A 13,159-nucleotide genomic window follows, 5' to 3' on the forward strand; every position below is an offset into this window, starting at 1 on the left:
GCCGGTCCCGATCAGCCAGGGCCGCCCCCGCCCGGGGCCGTGCTCGTCGCCGTCGAAGCGGCCGCCCGCACCCGCCAGGCCCAGCCCGGCCGCACCCTGGCGGACATGGCGCCCAAGATCACCGAAGACTTCGACGCCGCTTGACGGGCTTGTCTCGAGGTTCTCGCCGGAGCCCCGTGCTGCGGCGTTTCATCGATTGTTACCAGCCCAAAGGAGGGCACATGTCCAGTTTGAAACGGCGAGGGTTCCTCGCCGTGGTCGCACTCGCGGTTCCGCTCGTAGTCGCCGCTGCTCCCGCCGCGTCCGCGTCCGCGACGGCGAAGCCGAAGATCAAAGTCTCCGGCGGGCTCACGCAGCCCGTTTTCTCCTACAAGGACGCCATCCGTGAGCACGTCCGGGTGCAGTCGACGGTCGACAGTGACGGCGACGGTAAGAAGGATCTGGTCCGGGTGGACATCATCCGGCCGAAGGAGTCCGGTCCCGGGCTCAAGGTTCCGGTGATCATGCAGCCCATACTTCGGTGAACCGGGTGTCGGCTTCGAAGTCGAAAAGAAGAAGTACGGCGCGGACGGGAACCTGACGAAGTTCCCGCTGTTCTACGACAACTACTTCGTGCCGCGCGGGTACGCGTTCGTGTCCGTCGATATGACCGGCACCCGATTGTCGGACGGCTGCCCGACGAGCGGCGGTCCATCCGACGTGCTGGGCGGCAAGGCGGTCGTCGACTGGCTCAACGGCCGCGCGGCCGCGTACGACGCCAAGGGCGCTGCGGTCAAGGCATCCTGGACCACCGGGCGTACCGGGATGATCGGCCACTCCTATGAGGGTGCCCTCGCCATGGCAGTCGCCGGCACCGGGGTGCGGGGGCTGGAGACGATTGTGCCGATCGCGGGGCCCAGCAGCTGGTACGACATGTGGCGCGCGAACGGCACCCTCACCGATATCAAGGACGGGCAGGCCTGGATGGCCGCACGGATTGACGAGGATCCGGACGAAAAGTGCGCGGCGGTGCGCCAGCGCATGACCGAGGGCTCCGACGACGCCACCGGCAACGACAACGCCTACTGGCAGGAGCTCGACTACCGGACCGGCCCGATCTCGAAAGCGCGCAACGTGCGGGCCAGCGTCTTCTCGGTGATGGGAATGCAGGACCGGAACGTGATGGCCGACCAGTTCTCCACCTGGTGGGCCAGACTGCCCCGTACGGTGCAGCGCAAGGCGTGGGTGACGCAATACGGGCATCTCGACCCGTTCTGGGCTCGCCGCAATGTGTGGGTCGACACCCTGCACCAGTGGTTCGACCACGAACTCATGGGCGTCGCCAACGACATCACGCGCCGCCCGCGCGTCGACGTACAGCTCGGCCCGGACCGCTGGATCACTCAGGCCGACTGGCCCGCACCCGCGGCGCGGACGACGACCCTGCGGCCGCACCAGGACGGCTCCCTGGACCGCAAGCCCTCGACCGGAACCGCCAGCTACCTCGACACCGCCCAGACCGAGATCGCGATGGCCGACAACCCCGACACCGCCAACCCCAACCGGCTGCCCTTCCTGACCCCGCCGCTGAAGAAGGCGATGCGGCTGTCCGGGACGCCATCGGTGAGCCTGCGAGTCACCCTGAACGAGCCGACCGCCAACCTGGGTGTCGTACTCGTCGACTACGGCACCGACACCCGCATCGACTACCGCGAACGCAGCGCGACGTCCGCGGAAGGCCTGAAGTTCATCGGCGGTGAAGACTGCGTCGGCCAGAGCACGGACGATGACGACGGCTGCTACCTCAAGGCTGGCGACAACCTGGCGACTTCCGACTTCCACGTGGTCACCCGGGGAATTCTGGACGCGCAGAACCACGAATCGCTGAGCCACCAGGCGCCGCTGACGCCTGGCAAGGCCTACCAGATCACCTGGAAGACGCTGCCGCTGGACTACGAGTTCAAGGCCGGGCACCGGCTGGGCCTGATACTGACCGGAACCAACGACGACCTCAACCTCGACGAGAGCAGCAACGTCGAACCCGGCACCGGGGCCAAGGTCACCGTCGACCTGGCCGACACGTCGATCTCGCTGCCGCTGGTCAACGGCACCCCCAGCAAGTAACAGCAAAATCGACACTCGCGATCTTCACCGCGGTGTCACAGATCCCTTCTCCCCACGCCAGCTGCGCGCCTTGCCCGGCGCGTAGCCCACCCCCTGCCGTCGCCGGCACCCGATGCGACTCCGCCGTTGTCGGCGTGAAATACCGGATCAACTCATCCGCGCTGATCTCCGGGAACGAGCGCAGCTGGTCCAACTGCTCCTCGGAGAACATCTTCTCTGACAACGCACCACTCCACGTGCCGTACCGGACAAAACCGGAACGAACGTAGCGGCAGTGATCATCAACTCGCCACAGGACGTCAACTCCTACGTTTCCGCAGTTCAGGCGCTACTTCGTGTGCCGTCGGCCTCGGTCACCGCCCGCACGTCGTTGACGGTGAGGGCGGCCAGGGTGCTGACCCGGGCACCGAGGTCGTCGAACAGCGCGATCGCGGCTGCCTCGGCGAGACGCCCCTACTTTCGCAGGGCGAAGATCCCCCGGCGGACCTGTCGATGCGCTAGCGCTGGCAGGGCCCGCGTGCTGCCCTCGGTGGAGACGCGGGGCGGACGGACGTCGGCGGCAGGGTTGTCTGGCACGACCTTGCGCCGCCGAGCGTAGGAGAAGAAGCTCGACAGGTTGTTCCGCATATTGGCGACGGTCCGCGGCTGCAGCGGCTTGCGAGCGTCTGGGACGCGGACCGACTATCTCACCGTCTAAGGCTCGGCGATCGGTTGGGGATCGAGGATCGCGCTCGCGCCGCGAAGGAGCTCAGCACGTAGGTCGTCCACCGGCACGTCTGTAAGTTGGCTGATGGGATCGGTGGCCGCCGCGAACGCCTGGGCCGCGCGTATGCGTCGGCGCCAGTCAGGATCGGGCCCGGCGAGCAACTCGATAGCCCGGTTGACGATGGTCACCATCCTCGACATGACATCGGTCGTTCCGTCGCTGTATACAGAGGCGTCGCGCAGGAGCAGGGCCATGGTCTCGCGGTGGGCCAGCATGACGTCTAGACAGCCGCCGAGCACGTGCTGCCTGATCTCCGCCTGCGTGGAGCGAGTCGCCGCGGCGTCGACCGTCGACTCGAGCTGGTCGATGGGGGGACCCACCAGGCTGGCCAAAATCTCACTCTTGCTGCGGAAATGGTGATACAGGGAGGGCTTGGTGATGCCTACCCGCTCTGCGATGTCGCGCATCGAGGCGGCCCGGTAGGTTTGCGTGGTGAACAGTTCCCGTGCTGTCTCAATGATGCGACTTCGGGTGTCGCCCTGCTCGGTACGCGGCAACTGCTGTCCTCTGTACTCGGTTCTCAGCTGATCACACCCTATCCAGTGCGTTCTGGATCGGTAGTCACGGGAGAGCGCTGTACACCAGTGCCGCCAGCTGCCTGGCGTTGGCATCCGCGCCTTCGATGTAGCCGGACATGGTTGGGCACGTACACGGGTGTGCCCAGGCTGAGCGTGCCGTCCTGGACCAGGAGCAGCACTGCGACGGCCAGCAGCTCTTTGGTGGCGTCGGTGACCGGGGCGATCGTGTTCTCGTTCCACGGCCTCCGTGTCTTGACATCGGCGGTGCCCGCCCAGATGTCCACGATGGGGACACCCCGGTGGTAGACGCACAGCGCCGCGCCACGGTCGTCGCCCTTGCCGACAACCCGCGAGAACGCCTCGGCAACGGCGGAGAACCGCGGTTTCAGCATGGTCAGAGCCTCCCTTCGTACAGCGCCTCGATCAGGCCGCGGACCCGGAAGTCGCCGCCTTCGAGCAGCTCGGAGCCGCGGTTGGGGACGTACGCGAAGGCCAGGTCACGTTGGGGGTCGGCGAAGGCGAACGAGCCGCTGGCGCCGCTGTGTCCGAACAACCCGGTGACCTGTTCCGGCGCGGGCCACATCGGACCCCCGGGCAGCGCGAACCCCAGCCCCCACGACGTTCGCACCCGCAGGATTTCATCGATGCCGTCGCCGTAGGACCGACGCACCTGGTCCACGAGCTGAGGGCTGAGGAGCCGCACGCCGTCCACCTCGCCGGCCAGCGCGGCGTAGTAGCGCGCCAGCGACGGGGCGGAGGCGACGCCATCCATGCTGACGCTGCCGAACATGGCACGGTACGTCAGCGTCGTCGGATCGTTCAGCGCTTCGACCATGTCGGCCAGCTCAGGCACCTCCATCCCCAGCATGATCTGTTCGGCGTCGGGGACCACCATGGTGGCCATCCGGGGCAGCTCGGCGTCGGGTACGCGGATGTAGCAGTCGAGGCCGCCGAGTGGCGCGGCGATGTGGCGGGCGAAGCACTCGCTGAGGCTTGTTCCGGACACCCGCCGGACGATCTCACCGGTCAGATGGCCGAACGTCACACCGTGGTAGCCGTGGGCGGTGCCGGGCGGCCATTCGGGCGCCGCGTCGGCCAGGGTGTCGGTGACCGGCGTCCATTCCCTAAGGTCCTCCCACGTAACCGGCCTGGCCTCCATCGACGGCAGCCCCGCGCGGTGGCTGAGTAGCACCCGCACGGTGATCTCACCCTTGCCGTTCTGGGCGAACTCCGGCCAGTAGCATGCCACCGGCGCGTCCAGATCCACCTGGCCACGCTCGATCAGCAGCAGTAATGCTCCCGCCGCGAAGGTTTTGGTGGTCGAGGCCAGGGCGGCGATCGTGTCGCGCTCCCACGGCCGATGGGTGTCGGGATCGGCGTAGCCACCCCACAGATCTACGACCGGCTCTCCGTTCTGGTAGATGGCCAGCCCGGCGCCCACGTCGGCGCCCAGGGCGAGATTGCGTCGAAAGACATCCCTTACCACCTCGAAGCCGTTGGCGACGGTCCCGTTGACTTCGGTGGCATCCATGGCAGTCCTCTCATCTCGCTCTACCGACCGGTCGGTCGGCCGGTCGAGAAAGGAGACTACCTACCGGTCGGTTGGTTCGCAACTTCTCGTCGCCACCTGCCGGTCGGTGCTGCCGTCCAGATGATCGTGGTCCCTCCCGGGAGGAACGAAGTGATCGAGACCATCGGGGACGGTTGTCTGGGCAGTGGCTGCCGTGAGTGTCGGCTTCGTCGTGGTCCGTTTCCTCCTGGTGGAGCGGCACCGGAGCTCTGCGACAGCCGTGGAGGCCCAGTAGGCGGGGCAAACATGCCCTCAGTGCTGGCCGCAGAGGTCTTCTTCGTCGCTGCCTCCGAGGAGAAAAGTGAAGCCTTCCAGATCGGCGCGAAGGGCGTCCAGGCCGTACGCGGGGTAGCCGAGGTAGGTAGGAGCGATGCGACAGCCTGGCAGGGCCTGCGGCGAGCCAGTCGGCGATGAACCGCAGGAGCTCGGCGAGTTCCATGGTATCGAGGCTGGTGGCGGGCGTGGTGGGCTGGTCAGGCCGCCCGGCGGCTGGAGCGCCGCAAGCCCGCCCGGTGCGGTGACCGCGCCATCCCGGCCGCCCGGCTGGACAAGCTGTTCACCGACCTCGCGCACGCCCTGCGGGAGAAGGTGCTGTGGAGGCTCCTGTACGACACGGCGGCCCGCGCCGAGGAGATCCTCAGCCTCAACGTCGAGGCCCTCGACCTGGAGTTCCGCTGCGCCCGGGTCATCTCCAAGGGCGCCGCCATCGACTACGTGCACTGGGCCACCGCCACCGCCCGGCTGCTGCCCCGCCCGCTGGCCGGCCGCACCGCTGGGCCGGTGTTCCTGGCCGACCGGCGCGCCCCCACGTCCGGCTCTCGAGGGATGGACCTTGCACCAGCTCCGGCACAGCGCGTTGCAGCATCTCGCGCAGGCCGGACGGACCGCCCCGGAGTTGCAGGCCAAAAGCCGCCACCAGCACCTGGCCGGCCTCGGCCGCTACGTTCGCCTGGGCGAGGAGACCTCCGCGCGCGTCACCGCCGAAGCCGACCCCGCCCAGCGCCGCCGTCCCCGCTGAATTTCCAGGGTCGTCGCTCATGATCAGCACCGTAAGCGAATCGAGACCTAAGCCGCTTAGCTCGGGATAACCGCGAGGTCAGAAGCAACTTCGTTGAAAATTTCTTCATTGCTACTGGGACCCCTTAGGAGGGAGGCGCACCCGGCGAGGGCTTGGACGGTGGACAGGTCGACGCCGGCGATCAGCAGCTCGCTGATGAAAGTACGGCGGAAGTCGCGCGCTGTGAGCCGGGCGGTTTTGGCCCGCTCGCTGCGCTCGGTGATCACGTGGCTGACAGTCTGGCCGGTGTGGTGATCGATGCGGCCGCCGACGCGGCGCGAATCCGTTGGGAGCGCGGGGTGAATGGGGCGACCAGGCCGCCGGTATCGCGGCCACGCTCGGCCAGCCAGGCCTCCACCCGGGCGGCTGCGCTACGGGTGACGAGAACGAGCCGTTCCTTGTCGCTCTTGCCGCGCACGCGCAGCGAGCGCCGGGCTGGATCGTAGTCGTCAAGGGCGAGCCGGGCCAACTCGGCCTGGCGCAGGCCGGTGGAGTAGAGAACATCGATCATCGCAGCGTCGCGCAAGGCGATGAGACGCATCTCGGCGTACCAGGCCTCGTCCGGAGCGGGTGCGTCGAGGTCGGCGTCGCAGGCGTCAAGGAGAGCGTCGACCCCTGCCGGGGTGCCACCGGAATACGGCGGAAACGGGCCGCGCTCTTGATCGCCGGTCGTTAAACTCCTGACTTCACGCTGGTTGGTGATGGTTTCGGGGGGTTTGGGTGGCGTCGATCGATCGGACGGCGTACCCGAGGTTTGCACGGGCGGTGTCGGCGCGGGAGTTGGCGGAGGTGTTCACTCCGTCGGCAGCCGAGGTGGAGTGGGCGCGCGGCAAGACGCAGGATGATCAGCATCTGCTGGCGTTGCTGGTGTGGTTGAAGGCCTATCAGCGGTTGGGATATTTCCCGAAGCTCAGAGACGTCCCCGCGGTGGTCTTCGAGCACATCCGAGAGATGATCGGCCGGCCGGAGGGGGTGGTGCTGGAGGATGCCGCGGAGCGGTCGGCCAAGCGGCATCGGTCGTTCGTGCGCCAGCGGATGGGTGTCACCTATGACGCGGCCCGGGTCCGGGAGGTGGCCGATGAGGCGATCCGCAAGGCGGCCCAGGCCAAGGACAACCCCGCTGACTTGATCAATGTGGCGCTGGAGGAGCTGGTTCGCGCCGAGTGTGAGTTGCCCGGCTACACGACGCTGGATGAGATGACCAAGAAGATCCGCACCGAGGTGAACCGCGGATTCTTCACGCTGGTGTCCAGCCGGGTCGACGCCGGAGCCCAGGTGAGGCTGGCCCGGCTGCTGCTGGTCGACCCCATCACCCGGCGCAGCGCGTACGACGGTTTGAAGGACGTGGCGCAGGCGGCGTCGCTCAACAAGTTCAAGGGTCGTCTGGCGTTCCTGCGGGAACTGGACGCTCTCGGGCCGACCGAGGCGTGGCTGGAGGGGATCCCGCCGGGGAAGATCGCGCATTTCGCGGGAGAGGCGAGGGTCACCGATGTCGCGGACCTGCGGAAGGTGCTGGATGAGGACAAGCGCCTCACATTGATCGTGAGCCTGCTGCACACGGTGCGGACCGGGGTGCGGGACGACGTGGTCACCATGTTCTGCAAGCGGATCGCGACGATCCACAAGAAGGGCCGCGACCAGCTGGAAGCCCTGCGGGAGGCGCACCGGGCCGAGTCCGAACGCCTGCTGGGCGTGTTCGGCGATGTTCTGGACGGCGTCCGCGAGGCGGTCACACCCGCCGAACTCGATGCGGTCGGCCCGCTGCCGGACGGCGCGAGCACCGATCCCGCCGCGAGCGCGGGCTCCGGATCCGGGGATGTTGCCGAGCGAGCTGGCCGCCTGGTGCTGAAGGCTTTGGAGGAGGCCGGCGGCCTGGACGCTTTGGCGGCCGCGCACGAGGCGGTGTCGGCCTATCACGGCAACAACTACCTGCCGCTGCTCGATCAGCTCTACCGATCCCACCGCTCGGCGCTGTTCACCCTGGTCGAGTCGATCGACCTGGAGTCGACCAACGCCGAGCGCAGCGTGCTGGACGCGGTGGAGTGCCTGCAAGCCCAGCGCAACGCCCGGGCGGTGTTCGTTCCCGATCGGATCAGCGTGCAGCGCGCGGGTCCGGACGGCACTGCGGTCGCGGTGGAGCTGGTGGTGGACGTGGACGCGTTCGCCTCGGCGATGTGGCGGAAGATCCTCAAGGATCCGGTCCGGCCGGGCCTGCTGGTCCGCCGCCATCTGGAGGTGTGCGTGTTCTCCTACCTGGCTTCAGAGCTGAAGTCGGGCGACATTGCGGTGGCTGGGTCGGACTCCTATGCCAACCTGCACGACCAGCTCATGTCCTGGGCGGAGTGCGAACCGCTCGTCGAAGAGTTCTGCGCCGAAGCCGGTCTGCCGACCGATCCGCGCGAGCTGACCCGCCACTACCGGCAGCTGCTGGCCGACACCGCCGCCGGGGTCGACGCCGACTACCCGGCCAACACCGACCTGACACTTGAGGGCGGACGGCCGGTGCTCAAACGCCGCAAGGGTGCCGAGCGGAGCAAGGAGGCGCTCAAGCTGGAGGAGGCCGTACACGAGCGGCTCCCGCAACGGGACCTGCTCGACATCCTCACCCGCACTGCCTACCAGACCGGCTGGACCCGGCACCTCGGCCCGGCCTCGGGCTCTGACCCGAAGATCAAGGAAGCGCTGGGCCGGTACGTGCTGATGGTTTTCACCTACGGGACGCTGCTCGGCCCGGCCCAGGTTGCCGCGCATATGCGCGGCAAGGTCAGCGCCGCGGAGATCGCCATGACCGCGAACAAGCACTCCACCAGCGACAAGATCTCAAAAGCCTCCACCGACGTCATCAACGAGTTCAACAAGCTCGACATCGCCTCGGTGTGGGGCGACGGCAAGACCGTGGCCGCCGACGGCTCCCAGATTGAGACGTGGGAGAACAACCTGCTTGCGGAGAGTCACATTCGGTATGGAGGATATGGAGGTCTGGCCTACAGGCACATCTCCAACACTTATGTGGCGCTTTTTTCCCATTTCATCCCGTGTGGGGTGTGGGAGGCGGTCTACATCATCGAAGGGCTGTTGAAGAACGCCTCGGAGATCCAGCCCGACACCATCCATGCGGATACTCAAGGCCAGTCGCTGCCGGTCTTCGGGCTCGCCGCGCTCATGGGGTTCGACCTACTGCCCCGTATCCGCAACTGGCACGACCTGATCTTCTACCGGCCCACCCCAGGCACCCGGTACCAGCACATCGATTCGCTGTTCGGCGACGAGGTGATCGATTGGGCTCTCATCGAGACCCACTGGACGGACCTGCTCCGCACCGCGATCTTGATCCGGGAGAACCGGCTGTCCTCGGTGACCCTGCTGCGCCGCCTGGGCAACCACTCTCGCAAGAACCGGCTCTACCGGGCCTTTCGCGAGCTCGGCCGCGCGGTCAGGACGATCACGCTCTTGCGGTATTTGTCGGATCCAGACCTTCGCGAGCAGATCACCCAGGTCACCAATCGCAACGAGTCCTTCCACAACTTCGCCGACTGGCTGATGTTCGGCGGCAAGCTCATCGGCCACAACGATCCCGACTACCAAGAGAAGATCATCAAGTTCAACGAGTTGCTGGCCAACTGCGTCATTTACTCGACCGCTCAGGACATCACGGACGCGGCCAACGCCATCGCCGCCGATGGCCACCCCGTCGACCTCGATGACCTGGCCGCCATCTCGCCCTACATCACCCACGTCATCCGCCGGTTCGGCAACTGGATCCTCAACCTGACCCCGCCGGCCGCCAACCCCACCACCCGACTCGACCTCGAGTCCCAAGTCCTCTTCGCCCCATAACCGGCGGCTCGCTCGCCGCTGCGGGTGTTCTTCGGCACCGAAGGGCTGCGGATGACCCAGCAGGCCTACGCCAAGCGGCTCAAGACGTGGGCCGACTGGGAGGAGCTGTCAGCGGCGGCTCACTGACTGCTTGGCCTCCTGAGTGTTCGGCCCGGACGCCCCTCGGTGTCCGGGCTGCGGTCAGCCACAGGCCGGTGAATACGGCGCAGGCCAGTGTCACGGCACCCGCCGCGAGGAAGGCGCTGTTGAGGCCGGATTCGAAGGAGGCGCCGCCGGACTCCCGCGTGTGGACGATCGCCCCGAGCACCGCCACGCCGAGCACCGCGCCGATCTGCCGGGTGGTGCTGCTGACGCCCGAGGCGAGGCCGCCCTCCTGCGGGCTGACCGCCTGGATTGCGGCCCCGGTCAGCGGCGACATGGTGAGAGCGAACCCGATGCCGACGACCGCCAGCCGCCACCACACGTTCCCGTAGCCGGTATCGGCGTGGACGAAGCCCAGCGCCAGCAGCCCCAGCCCGGCCAGCGCCAGGCCGATGCTGACGACGACGCGGAAGCCGTACCTGGCCGCGAACCGGCCGGCGTACGGGCTGACGATCACCATGGCCAGCGAGATGGGCAGGGTCTGCAGCCCGGCGACCAGGATCGAAGTGCCCTGGACGTAGACGAAGAACTGGGAGAAGAAGAACGACGACCCCATCAGCGCGAACCCGACCACGACCATCGCCGTGTTGGACACCGTGAACAGCCGCTGACGAAACAGCCGCAGCGGCAGCATCGGCGTCGACACACGACCCTCGACCACGACGAACGCGGCCAGGAGCACCAGTCCGGCGGCGAAGCTGCCCAGGATCACCGGCGAGGTCCAGCCTCGGGAACCGCCCTCGATCAGGCCGTAGGTCACAGCGCCCACGCCCGCGGCGGACAGCACCGTGCCGGGGACGTCGATCGGCGGCGCGCTCGGGTTGCGGGACTCCCCCAGCACGCGCAGCCCGGCCAGCAGCAGGACCGCCCCGATGGGCACGTTGACCAGGAAGATGGCGGGCCAGCCGAAGGACTCCACCAGGATCCCGCCCGCCAGCGGTCCGGCGGCCAGGCCGATGCCGCTGAACCCGGCCCACAACCCGATCGCTCTGACGCGCTCTCTCGGGGCAGGATACGCGGCGGCGAGCAGCGCTAGTGAGGCGGGGCTCAGCGCCGCGGCCCCGACGCCCTGCAGCACCCGTCCGGCGATCAGCCAGCCGATCGAGGGCGCGAGCGAACACACCACCGACGCGGCCGTGAACACCACCACCCCGGCCAGGAACACCCGCCTGCGGCCGAACCGGTCGGCGAAGACGCCGCCCGACAGCAGCAGCATGGCCACCAGCAGCACGTAGGCGTCGACGATCCACTGCAGGCCGGTCAGCCCGGTGTGAAGCCGCTGCTGCATGTCGGGCAGGGCGGCGCCGACGATCGTGTTGTCGAGCAGCACCATGAACTGACCTGCGCAGGTCAGGGTGAGCAACCCTTTCACGTACATCCCTCCTAAAAGCAGTTTATGACTGCGTTAAAGTAGACCCTCATACGCTCTAACGCAAGTCTCAACTGCGTTAAGGTGGGGGCATGGATGAGCAGGGGCGGGCCAGGCGGCCCGGCGGGCGCAGCGCCCGGGTCCGCGCGGCAGTGCACCAGGCCGTTACCGAGCTGGTCAGGGAGCGCGGCTACGGAAACTTCACAGTCGGCGACATCGCGGCCCGCGCGGGCGTGGCCGACACCAGCCTCTACCGCCGGTGGGGCAACCTCCAAGCCCTGCTCAGCGATGTGCTGCTGACCCGGCTCAACACGCAGTCGCCGATGCCTGACACCGGCAGCCTGGCCGGCGACCTGCGGACCCACGCCGCCAACGTGGCCCGCGAGGTCACCGGACCCGACGGCCTGGCGCTGGTGCGGCTGACCATCGCGCTGTCAGGCGAGGGTCAGCAGGGCCTTCAGGCGCGCGACGAGCTCCTAGCCGACCGCACCAGGCAATTGCAGGCCATGCTCGACCGCGCCCGCGGCCGCGGCGAGGACCCGCCTGACGTACTGGAGGTGCTGGACCATCTCCTGGCGCCGATCTACATGCGCGTCCTGTTCGGCGCGGGCCCGCTCACCCCTGACTACCTCGACGGGTTGGTCGACCGGTTGCTCGCCTGATCCAGTCCGTCGCGCTGTGGAACAGCCGCTACCTGTCGACCGCCGTCGGCGAGCTACGCCCCCATCACTACTTGTGGCTGGGGGTCAGTTTCGAGAATAGGATGCCCAGTTGGTTGCGGGATAACGTTCGTTATCTGGCTAGATAGCGATCACGGACGTAGCGCGAGCTGGGCCACCGCCGCCCGGCACGGACGCTTCGTTTCCCGGTTATCTGGCAACTCGGCGGATGGTGGAGGCGTACCGCATGGATCCGGTCATCGCCGAGCAGCTCGGCCGTGCCCACCCGCTCGCCCGCCATCTCGACGACTTCCTCACCGACCTGGCCAACGCCGGCACCTCACCGCACACCCGGCGGGCCTACCGCGGCGACCTGATCGCTTTTGCCGCCCACCACGGCGAGGAGATCGGCGAGCTGACCGCGACGCCGATCCGCGCCTACCTGGCCGGGCTCGCCGAGCTGTCGCCGGCCAGCCGCAAGCGTAAGCGCGCCGCGATCGCCTCCTTCACCAGATGGGCGGTTCGCCACGACCTCCTGGGTGCCAACCCGATGGATCGGATCGACACCGTCAAGGTCCCGAAGGCCCTGCCACGCCCGGCCGCGGCCGCCGACGTGGCCAAGGTCCTCGCAGTGATCTGCTCGCGGCGGCCGCGCAAGGACGTGCCGTTGGACCGGTTGCGCGATCGGGTGCTGTTCGAGACCGCCTACGTGTGCGGCGCCCGCGCCTCGGAGGTCTGCGGGCTGTACGTCGAAGACCTGGACCTGCACCTTGACGACGAACACGTCCGCATCCACGGCAAGGGCGGCAGTGTGCGCACCGTGCTGCTGGACGATCGCGGCTACGTCACCCTGCTCAAGCTCTACCTGGCCCGCGCCGGCTACACCGCCGGGCCGCTGTTTCGCGCCTCCATCAACGGCCGCGGTGGTCCGCTGTCCTACGACGCCGCCCACCACCGCTGGCAGAGCTACTGCGCCGCCGCACGTGTCGAGATCGACATTCACCAGCTGCGCCACGCCCACGCCACCGAGCTCATCAAGGGGTATGACGAGCATCCGAACGAAAAGTCCCGTTAGCGGATGGCCCCAGCTAACTATTTGATCTTCCGCTCCTCCTGCTTGCCGGGCCTGCCCTACCTTC

Annotated in this window: 12 protein-coding genes; 6 read left to right on the forward strand and 6 right to left on the reverse strand. The window is 67.8% G+C overall.

Annotated elements, in window-relative coordinates:
- Nucleotides 1-221 precede the first annotated feature (221 nt).
- Both AB0C27_RS42175 and AB0C27_RS42180 read left to right on the forward strand, forming a co-directional pair.
- Nucleotides 222-524, forward strand: a complete 303-nt coding sequence (locus tag AB0C27_RS42175; protein ID WP_357856943.1) for a hypothetical protein — start codon at nt 222-224, stop codon at nt 522-524.
- A gap of 52 nt (nt 525-576) precedes the next feature.
- The gene (locus AB0C27_RS42180; RefSeq protein WP_357857145.1) at nt 577-2,103 is read left to right on the forward strand and encodes a CocE/NonD family hydrolase; all 1,527 of its coding nucleotides are present in this window, start codon (nt 577-579) and stop codon (nt 2,101-2,103) included.
- A 693-nt stretch (nt 2,104-2,796) separates the two neighbouring features.
- On the opposite strand, the gene AB0C27_RS42185 is transcribed toward AB0C27_RS42180, so the two are convergent.
- Genes AB0C27_RS42185 through AB0C27_RS42195 form a run of 3 tightly spaced genes read right to left on the reverse strand, consistent with a single transcriptional unit; the run spans nt 2,797 to nt 4,918 of the window.
- Entirely contained in the window at nt 2,797-3,366 is a 570-nt protein-coding gene (locus AB0C27_RS42185; protein WP_357856946.1) for a helix-turn-helix domain-containing protein, read from the reverse strand.
- Nucleotides 3,367-3,404: 38 nt separating this feature from the next.
- Nucleotides 3,405-3,779 (reverse strand): serine hydrolase, encoded by a 375-nt coding sequence (locus AB0C27_RS42190; RefSeq protein ID WP_357856949.1) that lies wholly within the window; start codon nt 3,777-3,779, stop codon nt 3,405-3,407.
- 2 nt (nt 3,780-3,781) lie between these two features.
- Nucleotides 3,782-4,918, reverse strand: coding sequence for a serine hydrolase domain-containing protein (locus AB0C27_RS42195; protein WP_357856952.1), 1,137 nt, complete (start codon nt 4,916-4,918; stop codon nt 3,782-3,784).
- A gap of 871 nt (nt 4,919-5,789) precedes the next feature.
- On the opposite strand from AB0C27_RS42195, the gene AB0C27_RS42200 reads away from it, so the two are divergent.
- Nucleotides 5,790-5,975 (forward strand): hypothetical protein, encoded by a 186-nt coding sequence (locus AB0C27_RS42200; RefSeq protein ID WP_357856955.1) that lies wholly within the window; start codon nt 5,790-5,792, stop codon nt 5,973-5,975.
- A 56-nt stretch (nt 5,976-6,031) separates the two neighbouring features.
- Here the strand turns inward: AB0C27_RS42200 and AB0C27_RS42205 are convergent, their stop codons facing one another.
- Together AB0C27_RS42205 and AB0C27_RS42210 are read right to left on the reverse strand one after the other, a co-directional pair.
- A complete protein-coding gene (locus AB0C27_RS42205; RefSeq protein WP_357856958.1) occupies nt 6,032-6,241 on the reverse strand; it encodes a hypothetical protein in 210 nt (69 codons plus the stop codon).
- On the reverse strand, nt 6,238-6,774 hold the full coding sequence (locus tag AB0C27_RS42210; RefSeq protein ID WP_357856961.1) for a tyrosine-type recombinase/integrase: 537 nt from the start codon (nt 6,772-6,774) through the stop codon (nt 6,238-6,240). The genes AB0C27_RS42205 and AB0C27_RS42210 overlap by 4 nt, the downstream gene beginning before the upstream one ends.
- Nucleotides 6,775-6,779: 5 nt before the next feature.
- On the opposite strand from AB0C27_RS42210, the gene AB0C27_RS42215 reads away from it, so the two are divergent.
- A complete protein-coding gene (locus tag AB0C27_RS42215; protein WP_357856964.1) occupies nt 6,780-9,851 on the forward strand; it encodes a Tn3 family transposase in 3,072 nt (1,023 codons plus the stop codon).
- A 79-nt stretch (nt 9,852-9,930) separates the two neighbouring features.
- On the opposite strand, the gene AB0C27_RS42220 is transcribed toward AB0C27_RS42215, so the two are convergent.
- Entirely contained in the window at nt 9,931-11,364 is a 1,434-nt protein-coding gene (locus AB0C27_RS42220; protein ID WP_357856967.1) for an MFS transporter, read from the reverse strand.
- Between the two features lie 89 nt (nt 11,365-11,453).
- On the opposite strand from AB0C27_RS42220, the gene AB0C27_RS42225 reads away from it, so the two are divergent.
- Together AB0C27_RS42225 and AB0C27_RS42230 are read left to right on the forward strand one after the other, a co-directional pair.
- Entirely contained in the window at nt 11,454-12,023 is a 570-nt protein-coding gene (locus tag AB0C27_RS42225; protein WP_357856969.1) for a TetR/AcrR family transcriptional regulator, read from the forward strand.
- Nucleotides 12,024-12,267: 244 nt separating this feature from the next.
- Entirely contained in the window at nt 12,268-13,095 is an 828-nt protein-coding gene (locus AB0C27_RS42230; RefSeq protein WP_357856972.1) for a tyrosine-type recombinase/integrase, read from the forward strand.
- Nucleotides 13,096-13,159: the final 64 nt, after the last annotated feature.

Source organism: Nonomuraea sp. NPDC048882 (assembly GCF_040649755.1).
Taxonomy (GTDB): Bacteria; Actinomycetota; Actinomycetes; order Streptosporangiales; family Streptosporangiaceae; genus Nonomuraea; species Nonomuraea maheshkhaliensis.